General features: G+C 70.1%; 14 protein-coding genes. 5 read left to right on the top strand and 9 right to left on the bottom strand.

Annotated features, from left to right (window positions below):
- Nucleotide 1: 1 nt before the first annotated feature.
- Together LH076_RS16685 and LH076_RS16680 are read right to left on the bottom strand one after the other, a co-directional pair.
- On the bottom strand, nt 2-772 hold the full coding sequence (locus tag LH076_RS16685; RefSeq protein ID WP_227781881.1) for an ABC transporter ATP-binding protein: 771 nt from the start codon (nt 770-772) through the stop codon (nt 2-4).
- Nucleotides 769-1,569, bottom strand: coding sequence for an ABC transporter ATP-binding protein (locus LH076_RS16680; RefSeq protein ID WP_227781880.1), 801 nt, complete (start codon nt 1,567-1,569; stop codon nt 769-771). The genes LH076_RS16685 and LH076_RS16680 overlap by 4 nt, the downstream gene beginning before the upstream one ends.
- 174 nt (nt 1,570-1,743) lie before the next feature.
- On the opposite strand from LH076_RS16680, the gene LH076_RS16675 reads away from it, so the two are divergent.
- The 5 genes from LH076_RS16675 (at nt 1,744) to LH076_RS16655 (ending at nt 9,544) form a co-directional block, all read left to right on the top strand.
- The gene (locus tag LH076_RS16675) at nt 1,744-2,427 is read left to right on the top strand and encodes an IclR family transcriptional regulator (RefSeq protein WP_227781879.1); all 684 of its coding nucleotides are present in this window, start codon (nt 1,744-1,746) and stop codon (nt 2,425-2,427) included.
- A 118-nt stretch (nt 2,428-2,545) separates the two neighbouring features.
- The gene (locus LH076_RS16670; RefSeq protein ID WP_227781878.1) at nt 2,546-3,409 is read left to right on the top strand and encodes an alpha/beta fold hydrolase; all 864 of its coding nucleotides are present in this window, start codon (nt 2,546-2,548) and stop codon (nt 3,407-3,409) included.
- An 11-nt stretch (nt 3,410-3,420) separates the two neighbouring features.
- Nucleotides 3,421-5,121: a bifunctional 3-(3-hydroxy-phenyl)propionate/3-hydroxycinnamic acid hydroxylase gene (locus LH076_RS16665; protein WP_227781877.1), complete on the top strand. Its 1,701-nt coding sequence runs from the start codon at nt 3,421-3,423 to the stop codon at nt 5,119-5,121.
- The gene (locus tag LH076_RS16660) at nt 5,118-6,059 is read left to right on the top strand and encodes a 3-carboxyethylcatechol 2,3-dioxygenase (protein ID WP_227781876.1); all 942 of its coding nucleotides are present in this window, start codon (nt 5,118-5,120) and stop codon (nt 6,057-6,059) included. The genes LH076_RS16665 and LH076_RS16660 overlap by 4 nt, the downstream gene beginning before the upstream one ends.
- A gap of 89 nt (nt 6,060-6,148) precedes the next feature.
- A complete protein-coding gene (locus LH076_RS16655) occupies nt 6,149-9,544 on the top strand; it encodes a pyruvate carboxylase (RefSeq protein WP_227781875.1) in 3,396 nt (1,131 codons plus the stop codon).
- Here the strand turns inward: LH076_RS16655 and LH076_RS16650 are convergent, their stop codons facing one another.
- From LH076_RS16650 to LH076_RS16620, 7 genes are all read right to left on the bottom strand, one after another.
- Nucleotides 9,545-9,868 (bottom strand): non-heme iron oxygenase ferredoxin subunit, encoded by a 324-nt coding sequence (locus tag LH076_RS16650; protein ID WP_227781874.1) that lies wholly within the window; start codon nt 9,866-9,868, stop codon nt 9,545-9,547.
- A gap of 70 nt (nt 9,869-9,938) precedes the next feature.
- Nucleotides 9,939-11,117, bottom strand: a complete 1,179-nt coding sequence (locus LH076_RS16645; RefSeq protein ID WP_227781873.1) for a DUF3322 and DUF2220 domain-containing protein — start codon at nt 11,115-11,117, stop codon at nt 9,939-9,941.
- A gap of 2 nt (nt 11,118-11,119) precedes the next feature.
- Complete coding sequence (locus tag LH076_RS16640) at nt 11,120-14,572, bottom strand: ATP-binding protein (RefSeq protein WP_227781872.1); 3,453 nt, start codon at nt 14,570-14,572, stop codon at nt 11,120-11,122.
- A complete protein-coding gene (locus LH076_RS16635; RefSeq protein WP_227781871.1) occupies nt 14,569-15,342 on the bottom strand; it encodes a DUF4194 domain-containing protein in 774 nt (257 codons plus the stop codon). The genes LH076_RS16640 and LH076_RS16635 overlap by 4 nt, the downstream gene beginning before the upstream one ends.
- The gene (locus LH076_RS16630; RefSeq protein WP_227781870.1) at nt 15,339-16,868 is read right to left on the bottom strand and encodes a DUF3375 domain-containing protein; all 1,530 of its coding nucleotides are present in this window, start codon (nt 16,866-16,868) and stop codon (nt 15,339-15,341) included. Before LH076_RS16630 ends, LH076_RS16635 begins: the two co-directional genes overlap by 4 nt.
- Before the next feature lie 49 nt (nt 16,869-16,917).
- Entirely contained in the window at nt 16,918-17,310 is a 393-nt protein-coding gene (locus tag LH076_RS16625) for a type II toxin-antitoxin system VapC family toxin (RefSeq protein ID WP_227781869.1), read from the bottom strand.
- Nucleotides 17,307-17,534 (bottom strand): FitA-like ribbon-helix-helix domain-containing protein, encoded by a 228-nt coding sequence (locus tag LH076_RS16620; RefSeq protein ID WP_227781868.1) that lies wholly within the window; start codon nt 17,532-17,534, stop codon nt 17,307-17,309. The genes LH076_RS16625 and LH076_RS16620 overlap by 4 nt, the downstream gene beginning before the upstream one ends.
- Between the last annotated feature and the right edge of the window lie 44 nt (nt 17,535-17,578).

Below are 17,578 nucleotides of genomic sequence, written 5' to 3'. Positions count from 1 at the left end.
TTCAGGCCTCCTTTCCGAGGTAGGCCGCGATGACCGCGGGGTCGTTCTGGATCTCCGCGGGGGTGCCGTCGGCGATGAGCCGACCGAAGTCGAGGACGCTGATGTGGTGCGCGACGCCCATGACGAGAGGCATGTCGTGCTCGACGATGAGGATCGAAGCGTCGAGCCCCGTGTTGATCGCCTTGACCAGCTCTGCCATCTCGGCCTTCTCGTGGGTCGGAAGGCCGGCGGCCGGCTCGTCGAGCAGGAGCAGGTCGGGCTCGGTCGCGAGCGCCCGGGCCAGCTCCACCTTCTTCCGCTGGCCGTACGACAGGGTGCCGGCCGGCCGCGCGAGCAAGGGCCCGATGCCGACGAACTCGGCGATCTCGACGACCCGGGCGCGATGCAGCCGCTCCTCGCGGCGCGCCTTCGGCAGGCCGAGCGCCGAAGAGAAGTAACCCGTGGTCGTGAGCCGGTAGCGCGCAACCATAAGGTTCTCGAGCACGGTGTCCGATGCCGTGAGCGCGATGTTCTGGAAGGTCCGGCCGATGCCGAGGCGGGCGATGGCATTGGGCCGCTGCGTCGACAGCACGTGGTCGCCGTACCTCACCGAGCCGGAGGTCGCGCGGTAGAGCCCGGAGATGACGTTGAAAGTCGACGACTTGCCGGCGCCGTTGGGGCCGATCACTGCATGGACCGTGCCGGCCTCGACCGTGAACGAGACGTCGCTGAGGGCCTTGACCCCGCCGAACCGGAGGGTGACGCGGTCGACCACGAGGGGAAGCGCGCTCACGCGGACCATCTCGCGAGCGCTGGACGCTGTGCGGCGGCGACGCTGCCGGGAACCGGCTCGGCGGTCTCGTGCAAGTCGGCGCCGAGGTAGAGCTTGCGTACGTCGTCGCTCTCGGCGAGCTCGGCGGCCGGCCCCTCAAGCACGACCCGGCCGCTCTCGAGGACGTAGGCGTGCTCGACGGCGCCGAGCGCGACGGCCGCGTTCTGCTCGACGAGGAGCACCGCGGTGCCGGTCGCGTGGATCTCCTTCACGGACTCGGCGATCTGCGTGACGATGAGCGGTGCGAGGCCGAGCGTCGGCTCGTCGAGGATCAGCAGGCGGGGCTTGCTCATCAGACCGCGGCAGATGGCAAGCATCTGCTGCTCGCCGCCGGAGAGGAGCCCGGCCGGCTGGGTGCGGCGCTCGCCGAGGACCGGAAAGCGCTCGTAGGACTCGGCCACGAGGCGGCGGCGCTCGGGCCGGTCACGCAGCACGAGTCCGGCCGCCTCAAGGTTCTCCTCGACGGTGAGGCCGCCGAAGACCCGGCGTCCTTCGGGCACATGAGCGATGCCCTCACGGACGATCGCTGAGGCACGGCGGCTGTCGATCCGCGCGGCGTCCCAGGTGATCCGGCCCGACGCGATCCGGCCGCCGGCAGCGCGCAGGATGCCTGAGGCGGCCCGCAGCAGCGTCGATTTGCCGGCGCCGTTGCCTCCGATGATCGTCGCGGCTCGGCCGTCGCCGACGGCCAGCGAAATCCCGTCGGCGGCGATCACCCCGGCCCCGTAGGTGATTCGCACGTCGTTGAACTCGAGCATTCCCCGCTCTCCCCTTGGTCGGACCACATCACCGATCGTGTAGATAATGCACATTGTGATGCAGATAACGACGATCGTGATGGCGGTCACAGCAATTGTCAAGACTTCGCGTCCGACCCCTGACCCCTGGCCTTCGTCCCGGAGTCGGGTTGACGACCCCTACGCTGCGTCGTCATGAGCGAGACACGATCCGTCCCCGGCACGCAGACCCTGGCGCGGGGACTGAGTTCGCTCGAGCTGGTCGCGCAGGCGCCCGACGGCGTCGCCATCCAGGACATCGCTGACCAGCTCGGCGTGCACCGCTCGATCGCCTCGCGGCTGCTTGCGACCCTCGCCGACTTCAAGCTCGTGGTCCGCGGCGCCGACGGGCGCTACCGCGTCGGCAGCGGCCTTGCCGCGCTCGCCTCAGGGATCCACACCACGTTGCGGGTTGCGGCCGAGCCCATCCTGCGCGAGCTCGCCGAGAGGCTCGGCGCCACCGTCACGCTGCTCGTAGCCGAGGGCGACGAGGCGGTCGGCCTCTCGGTCGTCTCGCCGGCCCGCTCGCAGTACCACCTCGCCTTCCAGACCGGTGGCCGCCACCCGCTCGGCGTCGCCGCCGGGGGCGTGGCCCTCCTCGCCGGCATGCCGCCGCGGCCCGGGGAGAGCGCCCGGGTCGCCGAAGCCCGCGAACAGGGCTACGCCCAGACCTTCGGCGAGGTGGAGCCCGGGGCGTACGGCGTCGCAGTTGCCCTTCCGCAGATCGCCGGTGTCCCTGCGGCCTGTCTCAACCTGATCACCCACCGCGCGGAGATCGCGGCCGAGGCCCCGGCGGCGCTCATCGACGCCGCCAAGCGGCTCGCCGCCAGCCTCGGCTGAACCGTCCCTCGCCCGCCTTGACACCACCGCCTCCGGGTGGTGATATGGCCTGCGTCACATCGTGTAACTATCGACTGAGAACGTGCAAATAACGCTCTCGTGCGTCAAAGGAGCCTCCATGACCCCCACGAAGGATGCAGCCGCGCGGGACCTCACGTTGCGCTCGAACAAGCAGATCCGCTACTACGAGGTCGGCGATCCCACGGCCACGCCCGTCGTGCTGCTCCACGGCTCGGGTCCCGGCGCCACCGGCTGGTCGAACTTCTCCGGCAACCTCGCGGCGATCGCGGAGGCCGGCTTCCACGTCCTGGCGCCCGACATGCCCGGCTGGGGTGACTCCGCCGCCGTGAAAACCACCGAGATGGACCACGACGTCGACCTTGTGGACTTCCTCGACGCCGTGGGCCTCGAGAAGGTGGCCCTCGTCGGCAACTCGATGGGCGCCCACACCGCCGTCCGGTTCGCCACCCTCCACCCCGAGCGAATCACACACCTCGTCACCATGGGCGCAAGCCTCGGCAAGGGCTTCCCCTCCAGCCTCTTCGGCCCGCAGGACGGCCCGAGCGAGGGGCTGAAGGTGCTGGTGCGGGCCTACAAGGATCCGAGCCCGGAGAACATGAAGGCGCTCGTCGAGATCATGACCTTCGACAAGGCCCGCTTCGCCACGCCCGAGCTGACGGCGGCGCGCTCGGAGGCGGCCTCGGCCCGCCCCGACCACCTCCAGAACTACGTCGAGGGCCTTCCCGACGGTGCCCCGATCCCGTTCAAGGTCGATCGCTCACTGATCCCGAACATCGCCGTGCCGACCCTGCTGATCCACGGCCGCGACGACCGCGTGCTCCACTTCGAGACCTCGCTGTGGCTCAACGCGCACATCAAGAACTCGCGGCTCGTGCTGCTCAACCAGTGCGGCCACTGGGCGATGATCGAGCACGCCGACGAGTTCAACCGGCTCGTGATCGACTTCCTCGCGAACAACTGAGGACTGCCGCGATGACAACGAACCTCGATACCGACGTCCTCCTCATCGGGGCTGGCCCGGTCGGCCTCACACTCGCCAACCTCGTCGCCGTCCGCGGCCACCGCGTGACGGTCCTCGAAGCGCGCTCTGAGCTGATCGCCTATCCGCGTGCCGTCGGCCTGGACGACGAGTCGATCCGAACCCTGGTCGCCGCGGACCTCTGGGATGCGGTCGAGCAGTTCACCGTGCCGCACCACGTCGCCCGGTTGGTCAACGGACAGGGCCAGGTCCTGGCGACGAACGACCCCCAGACGACCGAGTTCGGCTATCCGCGCAAGCACGGCTTCAACCAGCCGGTCGTCGACGCCGAGCTCGCACGAGGCCTGGACCGCTTCGCCCAGGCCGAGCTGCGCTTCAACCACCGCGTCATCGACCTCGTCGACCACGAGACGCACGTAGCGGTCACGGCAGAGGTGCTCGAGGCCGACGGGACGGTGAGTGGGACGACGACCGTCACCGCGCGGTACGTCGTCGGCTGCGAGGGCGGCTCGTCGCCGACCCGCAAGCGCCTGGGGATCGAGTTCGAGGGAAAGTCTCCCTCCACCCGCTGGGTCGTCGTCGACATCGAGAACGACCCGATCGGCGCGCCCAACGTCTACCTCGGCGCCGACCCGAAGCGCCCCTACGTATCGATCGGTCTCCCCCAGGGCGTGCGCCGCTTCGAGTTCATGCTCCACGACGACGAGGACACCGCACTCGTCGACGACCGCGACTTCATGAACGGGCTGCTGGCGAAGTTCGTGCCCGACCCGGCCAACCTCACGATCATCAACCAGCGCACCTTCACCCACCACGGCCGGATCGCCACGACCTTCCGCCAGGGCAACGTGTTCCTTGCCGGCGACGCCGCCCACCTGATGCCGGTCTGGCTCGGTCAGGGCTGGAACTCCGGCATGCGCGACGCGACGAACCTGGCCTGGAAGCTCACCTCCGTCCTGTCGGGGAAGGCCGATGACGCACTGCTCGACACCTACACCGTCGAGCGGCACAAGCATGCGGCCGACATGATCGACGTCAACATGGCCGCCGGCACCGTCATGAAGATGAAGCCCTTCGGCGGGTGGGTCCGCGACCGGGCTGCGTCCGCCCTCAACCTCGTGCCGACGTGGAAGTCCTACTTCACCGAGCTCCGGTTCAAGCCGATGCCGCGGTACGCCGCCGGCGTGGTCGTCGACCAGGTCACCCTCACACCCGGAAAGGCCGAGGCGACCTTCAAAAGCGGCAAGGGCTCCTCGCTGCTGCCCTACGTCGACTCCCCCGGCTCTGCCTCCCCCGTGGGCTTGCAGTTCATCCAGCCGAGGGTCAACACCTCCGAGGTGACGGACAAGCTGCTCGACCTTGTCACCGGCGACTGGTGGGCCCTCGCAACGTGGGGCACCAACCCGACGACGTACCTCACGGCCGACGACCTCGAGTTCTGCGCCAAGCACGACGTCCGGCTCTTCTCCTTCATCCCGGAGACCCAGCGGCAGTGGGCCGAGAAGCAGTACGCCGACAGCCCGGCGCCCGTCACCGTCGTCGGCGACACCTCAGGCGCGCTCAAGCGCTGGTTCGACGCCCGCGCCTGCGGTGCCGTCATCCTCCGTCCCGACCACTTCGTCGGCGCCGCCTGCTTCAACCAGCAGGTCTCCCAGGCGCTGGCCGCAATCAAGAAGGCAGGTTCCCTCGCATGACCCTGGCACTCGTGACGATGTCGCACTCCCCGCTGCTGGAGTACAACGACCCGGCGGCTGACGTGAAGGCGGAGGTCGACGGGGCGTTCGCGACCGCCCGCGCCTTCGTCGAGGAGTTCGACCCGACGCTGGTCGTCTCCTTCGCACCCGACCACTACAACGGCTTCTTCTACGACATCATGCCGCCGTTCTGCATCGGATACGAGGCGCTCGGCGTCGGCGACTACGGCACCGCCGAGGGGCCACTCGACGTCCCGACCGCCGTCTCCGAGCAGCTCGCGCAGTGGGTCGCCGACCGCGATCTCGACGTCGCGATCTCACGGAAGATGGAAGTCGACCACGGCGCGATCCAGCCCCTCGAGATCCTCTTCGACGGTATCGACACCGTGCCGACCATCCCCGTCTTCGTCAACAGCGTCGCCACGCCGTTCGTGAAGATGTCGCGGGTCCGCCGCCTCGGTGAGGCGATCGGCTCCTTCCTCGCCACCCTCACCGACGAGCGCGTGCTCCTGATCGGCTCCGGCGGCCTCTCCCACGACCCGCCCGTGCCCCAGTGGGCCACCGCGACCGAGGAACAGCGCGCCCTGCTGCTCAACGGCCGGCACCCCACCGCCGCCGCGCGCGACGCGCGACAGCAGCGGGTGATCGACACCGGCCGGGCCTTTGCCGCCGGCACCGCCACGATCCAGGACCTCAATCCTGAGTGGGACAAGGCTTTCATGGACGTGCTCGCTTCGGGCGACCTCTCCCCCATCGACGCGATGGTCCCTGCCGAGATGGCAGCGGCCGCCGGCAACTCGGCGCATGAGGTTCGCACGTGGGTCGCCGCCTTCGCCGCGCTCAGTTCCTCCGGCCCGTACTCCGTCGAGTCGACGTACTACCGGCCGATCCGCGAATACATCGCGGGCTTCGGCGTGATGACGGCCGTCACCGCCTGAGCGCTGGGCCGTCGGCGTACGTTCTGAAAGTTCCGGCCACCGGAACCCGAGGCTGGTTGAGTCGCACCTCGTGAGGGAACTATTCCTCCATGTTCTCCAAAGTGCTCGTGGCCAACCGTGGCGAGATCGCCGTCCGTGCCTTCCGCGCCGCCTTCGAGCTTGGGGCACGCACCGTCGCGGTCTTCCCCTATGAGGATCGCGGCTCCGAGCACCGGCTGAAGGCCGACGAGGCCTACGAGATCGGGGAGCTGGGCCACCCGGTCCGGGCCTATCTCGATCCGGAGGCGATCGTCGAGGTCGCGGTCTCCTCGGGGGCTGATGCGGTCTATCCGGGCTACGGGTTCCTGTCCGAGAACCCCGCGCTGGCCGAGGCGTGTGCCGCCGCCGGCGTGACGTTCGTCGGGCCGTCGGTCGAGGTCCTCGAGCTGACGGGCAACAAGGCGCGCGCGATCGCCGCGGCCAAGGCCGCCGGCGTCCCGACGCTCAAGTCGGTGGACCCGTCCGACGACGTCGACGTGCTCCTGGCCGAGGTGGAGACGGCAGCGATCCCCTACCCGCTCTTCGTCAAGGCCGTCGCCGGTGGCGGTGGGCGCGGCATGCGACGGGTCGACTCCGCTGGCGAGGAGGGGGCCGAGCTCCGCGCGGCGATCGAGACCTGCATGCGCGAGGCCGAAGCGGCGTTCGGCGACGGGACGGTCTTCATCGAGCAGGCGGTGATCGAGCCGCGCCACATCGAGGTGCAGATCCTCGCCGACCAGGTCGGGAACGTCATCCACCTGTATGAACGTGACTGCTCGGTGCAGCGCCGTCACCAGAAGGTCGTCGAGATCGCGCCCGCCCCGCACCTCCCGACGGAGCTGCGGGACCGGATGTGCGCCGACGCGGTGCGGTTCGCGCAGTCGATCGGCTACTCGTGTGCCGGCACCGTCGAGTTCCTGCTCGACCCTGCGGGGAACTACGTCTTCATCGAGATGAACCCCCGCATCCAGGTCGAGCACACGGTCACCGAGGAGGTCACCGACGTCGACCTCGTCCAGGCGCAGCTGCGGATCGCCTCGGGAGAGACGCTGGCCGACCTCGGGCTCTCCCAGGACGCGATCGTGCTGCGAGGTGCCGCGCTGCAGTGCCGGATCACGACCGAGGACCCGGCCAACAACTTCCGGCCCGACACGGGCGTCATCACCACCTACCGCTCCCCGGGCGGCGCGGGGGTGCGCGTCGACGGCGGCACCACCTACACCGGCGCGGAGGTCTCGGCGCACTTCGACTCGATGCTGTCGAAGCTCACCTGCCGTGGTCGGACCTTCGAGGACGCTGTACGTCGTGCCCGACGGGCCGTCGCCGAGTTCCGCATCCGTGGCGTGGCCACGAACATCGCGTTCCTCCAGGCCCTGCTCGCCGATCCCGACTTCGCCTCGGGTCGCGTCACGACGTCGTTCATCGAGACCCACCCGCAGCTCCTCACGGCACGCTCCAGCGGCGACCGTGGGACGAAGCTGCTCACCTGGCTCGCCGACGTCACCGTCAACAAGCCCTACGGCGAGGCGCCGGTCACCCTCGACCCGCGGGAGAAGCTTCCTGCGCTCGACCTTGATCTCGCGCCGCCCTCGGGGACGCGGCAGCAACTGCTCGAGCTCGGTCCTGAGGGCTTTGCCGCCGCGCTGCGGGCGCAGAGCAACGTCGCCGTCACCGACACGACCTTCCGTGACGCGCACCAGTCCCTGCTCGCCACCCGCGTCCGCACCCGCGACCTCGTCGGCGTCGCCGGACACGTGGCACGACTCACCCCGGAGCTGTGGTCGCTCGAGGCCTGGGGCGGGGCGACGTACGACGTCGCGCTGCGCTTCCTCGGTGAGGACCCGTGGGACCGGCTGGCCCAGCTGCGCGAGGTGGTGCCGAACATCAACCTGCAGATGCTGCTGCGCGGGCGGAACACCGTGGGCTACACGCCCTATCCGGTCGCTGTCACCGACGCCTTCGTCGAGGAGGCTGCCGCGACCGGGATCGACGTCTTCCGGATCTTCGACGCCCTCAACGACGTCTCCCAGATGCGACCCGCGATCGACGCCGTGCGCGCCACCGGCACCGCCGTCGCAGAGGTCGCGCTCTGCTACACCGGCGACCTCTCCTCGCCGAGCGAGTTGCTCTACACGCTCGACTACTACCTGCGGCTCGCCGCCGAGATCGTCGAGGCCGGCGCGCACGTCCTGGCGATCAAGGACATGGCCGGGCTGCTGCGCGCTCCGGCCGCGCGTCGGCTCGTCACGGCGCTCCGGTCGGAGTTCGACCTGCCGGTGCACCTGCACACGCACGACACCCCGGGTGGTCAACTGGCGACGCTGACCGCGGCGATCGAGGCAGGTGTGGACGCGGTCGATGCCGCCTGCGCCGCAGTCGCGGGCACGACGTCGCAGCCCGCGCTCTCAGCTCTCGTTGCCGCCACCGACTTCTCGGAGCGTCCGACGGGGCTGTCGCTCGCGGGGGTGAACGCTCTCGAGCCCTACTGGGAGGCGACTCGTCGCGTCTATGCGCCGTTCGAGTCCGGTCTGCCCGCACCGACCGGCCGCGTCTACCGCCACGAGATCCCCGGAGGCCAACTCTCCAACCTGCGCCAGCAGGCGATCGCGCTCGGCCTCGGCGAGAAGTTCGAGCAGATCGAGGACATGTACGCCGCCGCCAACGACATCCTCGGCCGGGTCCCCAAGGTCACGCCGTCCTCGAAGGTGATCGGCGACCTGGCGCTCTCGTTGGTTGCGGCGGGAGCCGATCCGGCGGAGTTTGCGGCCGCCCCGTCGGCGTACGACGTGCCGGAGTCGGTCATCGGGTTCCTCCACGGCGAGCTCGGCGACCCGCCCGGAGGCTGGCCCGAGCCGTTCCGCTCGAAGGCGATCGAGGGACGGACGTGGAAGGAGCCTCAGGCCGAGCTCTCTGCAGCTGATGAGAAGGCGCTCGCCGAGGACCGTCGAGGGACCCTCAACCGGCTCCTCTTTCCCGGACCGACGAAGGAGTACCTCGAGTCAAGGGCGACGTGGGGCAACGTGTCGCTGCTTTCGACGCTGGACTACCTCTACGGCCTACGGGTCGGCGAGGAGCACGTCGTCACGCTCGAGGAGGGCAAGCAGGTCTACTTCGGCCTCGAGGCGATCGGCGAGCCCGACGAGCGCGGCATCCGCAGCGTGCACTGCACGATCAACGGCCAGATGCGCGCCATCCCGGTCCGGGACCGCTCGGTCGTGCCGACCACCGCGGCTGCGGAGAAGGCCAACCCCTCGGTCCCAGGTCAGGTCGCGGCGCCGTTCCAGGGTGCCGTCACCGTCTCGGTCTCCGAGGGCGACCGAGTCTCGGCCGGCGACTCGGTCGCCACGATCGAGGCGATGAAGATGGAGGCCGCCATCACCGCCCCCATCTCCGGTACGGTCAAGCGCCTCGCCGTGAGCGGCACCGCCTCCGTCGACGCCGGTGACCTCGTCGTGGTGATCGGCTGATCAGTCCTCGACGAGGAAGACCTCACCGTCGCGGACCTCGACCTTGTGGGTGGCGACGTCGATGGTGGCCGGCAGGCTGAGGGCCTTGCCGTCGCGGAGGCAGAACTCGGCGGCGTGGAGCGGGCACTCGACCTTGCCGTCGGAGACGAACCCCTCGGCGAGTGACGCGAGCGAGTGCGTGCACGTGTCGTCGAGGGCGAAGACCTCGTCTCCGTCGCGGAAGAGGGCGAGGTCATCGCTCGTGCCGCTGACCGAGGAGTCGACCAGGAGGCCGGTGTCGGTCGGGATGTCATCGACGGCGGCGAGACGGATCGGCTCGGTCACGAGGCCACCCGTGACGAAACGAACGTCAGCGAGGCCCGGAGCGGGGCGGCGAGTGGCCGCAACAAGTCGGTCATGGCTTCACCTTCTCAGAAAGGGCCAACCGGGCGACGTCCAGCGGGATCCGCTCCTGCTCGATCCGCCGGTGTCGACGCCAGTCCGGGCTGCAGAGCAGCAAGTAGAGCTCCCGCTCCGAGGGCGTCAGCAGGCTGACCTCCCGGGGTGTCCGCGGCCCCAGCGGCCGCCCACCGTGGTCGCGGTCGACGCCATACTTCTCCCAGAGTTCGTAGGTCGGCACGTCCATGAACAGTGACTCGACGGCCAGGCCCGCGACGCGGAAGCCGTGCAGTATCTCCAGCCCGTCGGCGTCCATGTCACCCCAGTAGAAGCGGTGCTCCGCCGCATGCACCCACTCAAGCGAGGCGACGGCGCGGGCGCCCCGACCGTCGCCCTCAATCGCGATCACACCGGCGAGGGGTGGGAACTGTTGAGCGGTATCGCGGTTCTCGCAGATCAGCACGATGCGCGGCCGGTAGGCGACCGTGTCGACGTCCCCCACGGTCGCGACGTCATGACGCCGGCCGCCCCTCGCGAGGTGGGCGGGATCGAGATAGGTGACGTGCACCCGCGACGGCCGGCCGGGGAGCAGACCGAGGTCGTCGAGACCGGCAAGACGTCGTACGACGCCGGCGTGCTCGTCCAGCCACTTCGATCCCATGCCCTCCACCGGTACCTGTCGCGCGGTGAGGCCGGCCGGATGGGGCGCGGCGAACCAGGCTGCGGCGCGGCAGGTGATCTCGAAGTCGACGTCGCTGGATCCGTCCACCGCCCGCAACAGTCCGGCGACGTCGTCCAGCTCCGGAAAGGCCGCGGCGACGGTCGCCCTGCGGCGAGCGGTCCGCGCGAGGCGATCAACCCACGCCGCGCCGAGCAGGCGGGCGGCGACCTCGATGTCGGCGACGGTCACCGCAGCCGGGATCTCCTGATCCATACCTCGTGCGTAGGAGACGGTGCGCGGCACCAGCTCGACGCCGGCGCCCGCAGCACTCACCCAGTCCCGCCACTCCAGCGTGTCGAGATGGAGGCCGGACCACACCGCCCGCAGCCGAACGCCGGTGAACTGCGAGGTGCCGAGATCAAAGCGCGGGCTCCACATGGCGCGCCCGCAGACCACCTCGGCCCAGCACGTCCGGAGCCGCTTCTCGCATTGGGCCAGAAGCCACTCGGGCGAGCGCAGACCATCGGTGCGCATGTCTATCCGGCGGCCTCGGTGTCGACGGCCGCGTCCGTGATGGGGGTGATCCAGGACTGATGGGTCTGGCTGTTCTTGGTGATGGCCAGGAGCTCGTCCATGTGCGGCTCGAGGCCGGTGACCTTGTCGAGCGGGACGCCGATGATCAGCTGGAAGCCGAGCCCCTTCCACGCCGAGACGGCGCGCCCGGCGAACTCCGAGTCGGCCTTGACGAATCCCTCGTCGAGGAACACCGGAGCGAACCGCGGCCGCGAACGCATCTCGTCGCCCAGCCGGAAGCGCAGCGCCGAGCCGACGATGAAGGCCACCAGCTCCTGCGACTCACCACCCGACTTCTCCCCCAGGGTGCGGTAGGTGGCGCGGAGCTCGCCGGTCAGCGTGTCATAGCGCTCGGCGCTGATCTCCACGTGTCGGCGTACGTCGAGGAGCCGGTCACGATCGCTTGTGCCGGTGGCGGCGTCGATCCCGGGACGCAACTGCACCATGAAGCGGCTGAGCTCGGTGAACCGCTTCTCGAGCTCCGTGTCGGCGAGGTCGGCCGTCGACCCGCGGGAGAGCTCGCGGAGCTCCCGCATGAAGACCTGGACGTGCGCAGGCGCCAGGCGCCGCAGCCGGATCCGCAGCCGGTCCCGGGTCGCGCCGAACTCGAGCCGCTGCAGGATCGCGTTGATCGGCGCGAGCCGGTCCTCGATCTCCTCGATCGAGGCAGCCATCGCGCCGACCAGCGGCACCAGGTCCTGACCGCTCCACTCGGTGAGCCGGCGCCGCCACTCGGAGCGGCGGCCGGCGAGGCCGGTGCCGCGGATCTCGTCGAGAATGCGGGCGTAGTCGGCGTAGGAGTCCGGGGTGGCACCGAGGTTGGGCGAGTCCCACTGGGCCTTGTAGAGCCGGAAGATCTCGCCGAGACGCTCGTCGACCCGCGTGATCTCGGCTTCCGTCTCGGCGACGGCGCTTCGAAGTCGCTCGGAGAGTCGTTGGGAGTTCACGAGGAAGCGGTCGAGCTCCTCGGGGTCCTCGGGTGCGGCGGCAAGCGCGAAGTCATGGGCGAGCGCCACCGACTGCTCCTCGGTGAGCACGACCCGGCCGGAGCGCTCCATCGCCTCGAGCTGGTCCTTGAGCACATCCTCGTCGTCGACGAGCCTGCCCTGCTCGGCAGCGAGCTCATCACGCCGACCCTCGAGCGCGAAGCGCGATCGCCGAGCGTCCTCGATCCGGAGACTGAGCTCCTCGATCTGGGCCTCCAGCGCCTTGAGCTGGTCGTCGGAGTCGAGGATCTCGCTCCGCCGGCGCTCGAGGTCGGCGATACGCGCGTCGGCCCCGTCGACGTCGATGTCGTCGAAGCGGGCCGTCGCCACGGCGTCGTACGCCGACTGCGAGCGCTCGAGGACGCTGGCGCGCCGGTCGAGCTCGGTGATCTCGGCGTTGATCCGGTCGAGCCCGGTCTCCAGGTCGGCGAGCTCGGCGTCGATCTCCGCGAGCGCCTCCTCGTTGGAGAAGCCGATGATGTTGCGCTCGCTGCCCCGGCCATGGGCACCGCGGCGCCCGCTGCGGGTCTGGCCGGCAAGCGTCACCCGGAGACCGCCCCCGGGCAGGCCGGAGGTGTCCTCCACGCAGAGCGCGTTGCGTGCCGGCTCGGAGACATGTGCCTGTACCCAGCCGGAGAAGGGTGAGTCCTTGAAGAGCAGCTTCCCGGCGACCCGCTCGGGATCCTGCGCGGGAACGGCAGGCAGGTGCAGCTCGACACCCTCGAAGGTCAGGCGCCCGCGCAGTCGAAGGCCGTCGATCGCGGCAGAGAACTCCTCGAGCCGGTCCAGCGGAACGAGCATCGTCCGAGCCGAAGCGCCCAGCACGGTCTCGATCGCCGTGCGCCAGCGTGACTCCTCGGGCGCCACGTCGATCAGCTCGGCGAGGAAGGGCAGCTCGTCGACCGACATGCCCGACGCCTCCGCGACCGCGGAGCGCAGCTCATGCAGCATCGCGGGCACGCGGCCTGCATGGGACTCGGTCGCGGCCCGCTCGCGGGTCAGCTCGGTGCGGCGCTGCATCAGCGGATACTGCCGCTGCAGGGCCCCGTCGCGTTCGCGCCGGAGCTTGACGCGATGGGCGTCGAATCCGGCCAGCCAGTTGACGGCGTGGGTGGCGAGGATCGTGAAGGACTCCGCGGACATCAATGCCGAGTCGACGTCGGGGGCGTCGGAGTCGGTGACGTCGATCAGCGGCAGCAGCCGCTCCTGCAGGTGCACGCGGCGGCGGAGCCGGTCCTCACGGGTGATCTGCTCGGCCTCGAGGCTCTGCGCGAGCGCCTGGAGGGTGGAGCCACCAGCGGCGCGGTGTGCCTCCTTGGCCGACTCGAGGTCGGCGAGCAGCGACCGCTCGGCGGCGACGGTGGAGTCGAGCTCCTGGGACGTCGACGTGCGCGCGGCCCGGTTGGCCGTCGCGGCTGCCTCGATGAGGCGGAGGTGGGTGCGCAGCAGCCAGAGCTGGAGCGGCGTCTCCGACCCGCGCAGGGTCACGCCGAACGAGTCGAGCTCGGCGAGGCGCCGGGCGGCCAGCTCGCGACGGGCGTGGAGGTCGGTGATCGGCTCAAGCAGCTCGAGCTTGGCGGCCTCGGTGCGCATGGCCGCATAGGACGCGTCGAGGAGGTCGAAGTGCTCGATGGCACGGTCGGCGGCGGCGTACGTCGCGGGCCGCTCCAGCACCATGTCCTTGTAGAGCTCGTCGACGCTGCGCACCTGGTTGCCGGCCTGGATGCGGGCGAGTAGCCGCAGCGCCTTGGCACCGTCGCCGTTGGCCCCGATGCCGAGCCGGGCGTGCAGGACGGCGGAGAACTCCGCGTAGGTCGGATGGACGCGGACGCCGGGGTAGAGCTTCTTCAGGGTGAGCGCGTCGAAGCGATCCGGTACGGCGGCCTCGAGGGTCTCCAGGCTCAGGGCGCCCTCGTGGGTGAGGAGCTTCATCGCGACCTCCCCGGAGCGGGTCGCGCGGCGCGGGACGTAGTAGGTGCGCAGCGCGGTGAAGCGGCCGCCCTGGTCGTTGACGAACGTCATCGCAACCGCGCCCCAGGTGTCGGAGCCCTTGCCACGCAGGAGCTTCTCGACCGGGCGGCCGGTCTTCGGGTCGTCGATCACGTCGACGGCACCGCGCAGGTAGGAAAGCAGGTTGCGCTGCCCGAGGCCCCGCGCCCGGCCGGCGACGGCGTCGTTGGAAGCGCCGTTGAACTTCGTGTCAGACGGCATCATCAGCGCGGTATAGGCATCGAGGATCGTCGACTTCCCCACGCCCGAGGCGCCGGAGATCATCGTCGCGTCACCGCCGAGCGGGACTGCTGTGAGGCCCCCGAAGCCGCCCCAGTTGATCAGCTGCAGCAGGGAGGCGCGCCACTGGACGGTGTCGTCAGACGGCGTGGCCACCGTCGACTCGGCGAAGAGGCCGGTCTGCGTCTCGTCGATGCTCATGGCGCCTCCTCCGGTGACTCGTCGAACAGGTCGGGCTCGCCGAGCGTGGTCCGGTCGTCGCCCACGGTCTCGCCGGCCGCCACGTCGCCGCCGTTGGCAGCCTGCAGCGCGGCCAGGAGCTCCTGGAGCAGCTCCAGCGGCAGCAGCGGCTCGACCGCGCCGCTGATCTCGAAGCGCTCCTCGCCCGTCGTCGGGATCAGGAGGCCTGCCTTCATCACGCTGGCCACCGCGTTGCGGGCGCGCTTCTCGTCGCCTGACTCGTCGGTCGCGTGACCGGGACGGAAGCTCGCGATGTGGTCGAGCAGGTCCTCCCGGTCGACGAAGACACGCGTGTCGCCGCTGGCCAGTCCGGCCCGCAGTCGGTCCCGCAGGTGGACCAGCACGAGCGTCTCCTCGCGCGTCCAGGCGGTGTCGTGGAGAAGCGTCGGGAAGCGACCTCCGGACTCGGGGCTCGCCTGCCGCTTCCATGCGACCTCTCGGTCACGGTCGATCGCCAGGTCGAGGAAGAGATCGTTGAGCCGCCCGCGCATGATCCGCTCGTGCTCGAGCAGGACGGGCCAGTCGCGCGGGTGCGTGCGCGCGCTGATGAACCTCTGCTTGAGGAGAGCGACGAGGGTCCGCCGCTGGGCGAAGTCGAGGCCGCCCTCGTCGCCCTCGAAGAGCGACACGGAGGCATCGTCGACCGGGGCGAAGGCGTCGAGGTCGTCACGCTCCGGCTCGGGCTCGTCCAAGGTCGACTCGTCGACCTCCACATCAGCCAGTTCGCTCACTGAGCGGCCTCCTCGGCAGTGGTGTCATGTGTCGGGTCGAAGCTGGGGTCGAGATCGGGATCCGGGAGGAGGAGTCGCGGCACGGCGAAGGTACGCGTGCTCCCATCCGGGCGTACGGCGGCGAAGGACTCGGTCTCCTCGACCGTCTGCTGCGCCTGCCAGCCCTCGTCGGCCGCGAGATGGAGGAGGCCGAAGATCTCGACGGGTCTGCGCAACGACGGCTCGAGCCGGTCGAAGAGCTCCCCGAGCGACCCCGGCGGCTGCAACCCCGCACGCGCGTCCTCGAGCCGCCCGCGCAGCGACCGGAGCTGTGGCCCACCCTGGGCCATCAGAGCGGCCAGACTCACTGCTGGCGCCTGGCCCGCGTCGACCGCCGTGAGCCGTTCGGGCAGTCGGTCGTCGGCCGGGTCGTAGAACCGCTCGCGCAGATGCTCGACGCTCGCCCGTGAGGGCAGCAGGTCCACCTCGTGCGAGGCCCGGGGACCGGTCGACGCGATCCATGTCATCAGCTCGGACTCGACCTGCCGCAGCGTCAGCTCGAGCTCGCGGTCGCGGACGGCGTCGTGGGAGACGATGTACTCCTTGAGCGTCGCCGTCACACGAGAGCGCTGCGACAGCACGCGGTCCAGGCCGTCGCGGACCAGGCGCACGGTCCCGCGCAGCTCAGCACGGTCGGCCTCGCCGAGGAGGCCATCGGCCAGCGGATGGTCCAGGAGATCGGTGAGGTCCTCGCGCAGCTGGCTGACGAGCCCGTCGTCACGCAGCAGCGCGAAGGCGCCCTCGAAGGCACGCCCTTCGTGGGTCGCCGTCATGAGCGCGTCGGCCCGGGCGAGATAGTCGTCGATCACGTCACCGGCTGGGCGGTCCTCGGCGCGGAAGGCCGCCAGGATCTCCCCGCGGATGGTCGCGAACCGCTCCTCGACCCGCGCGAAGTCCGACGGCAGCGCGGAGATCAACGACAGCAGCTCGGTGAAGCCCTCGAGCATGTAGTCCTCGGTGGCGCCCACGAGGTCGGCGCCGTCAACGAGCCGGTCACGCTCGGCGCTCAGCCGGGCGATCTCGTCGTTGAGGATCGTCACCCGGGCTCCACGGTCGGGGTTGGCCTCGGCGTTGAACCGACGCACCGTGCTGAGGATGGTGGCGATCCGGTGCTCCGACAGCGTTGCGCGCTCGCGCGTGAGGTTCTTCACCAGCTCCAGTGCCTGCTGGGCATGCGACGTCAGGGAGTAGACCTCGTCGCCCTGCTCGTCGAGTGAGCGGACCAACCACTGACCGCGCATCCAGCGCTGGCAGATGTCGCGACCGGAGCCCGCCGGCACGTCCACCTCGCCCGACGTACGGATCTCGGCGAGGTGCTCCTCGACCTGGGCGTGCAGTCGCGCGGTCGGGATCGGCTTGTTGTTTCGCCCGAACGCCGCGCGGAAGATCGTGATGACGACCGGCGCCTGACGCTGGTGGAGCAGCGTCAGCGTGGGCTGGGCGAAGGCGCCCTTCACACGCTGCAGCTCGCCGACCGTCTCGCTCACGGGCCGCAGTGTTCCAGAGAGCTCCGACACATTCGCAGCCGACGCAGCGTCACGCCGAGCGCCCGAAGACGCGCACGGCGGCTCCGTGTGCGTCCGACACGAGCTTGCGGTCACACGTGAAGAGCGGCGCATCCAACACCTCCGCGAGGGCGAGATAGGAGGCGGCGTACGTCGTGAACTGCCCTCGCAGCTCCCAGATCCGCTCTGCCAGGCCGCCGAACTCGTGCCGTGCAATGGTGAAGCTGACGTAGTCGAGCCGTGCCTGGTCCGCGGCCTCGGGAGCGAGCTTCCGGCTCAACGAGAGCCCGCGCAGCACGGACAGCACCTCGACGTCCAAGAGGTGCGGGGCGTCGATGTCGCCAGCCAGCCCGTCGATGAGGTCGCCGTCCGGCCAGGCGCCGACGAGCGCCTCCACCATCGCGGAGGCATCGACGACGATCACCGGCGGCTCTGCGCGAGCTCATCAACGATGTCGGCCGTCGAGGGCGCATCACCGCGGTCCTTCGCCCTGAGCCGCTCGGCAACCTCCGCGTTCGTCGGCCGCGCGGCGAGCCTGGCCAGCTCGGAGCCGACGTAGGCCGACAACGACAACCCCGCCTCCGCGGCGCGGCGCTTGAGTGTCTGGGTCACCTCGACCGGCACGTCCCGGACATACAGCGTCGCCATGCCGAAATGCTAGCACTCTGCAAGCAGCGCGAGTGGCGAACAGA

Origin of the sequence: Nocardioides sp. Kera G14, from assembly GCF_020715565.1 — a bacterium.
Lineage (GTDB): Bacteria > Actinomycetota > Actinomycetes > Propionibacteriales > Nocardioidaceae > Nocardioides.
This window is presented reverse-complemented; position numbering and strand designations above follow the sequence as displayed.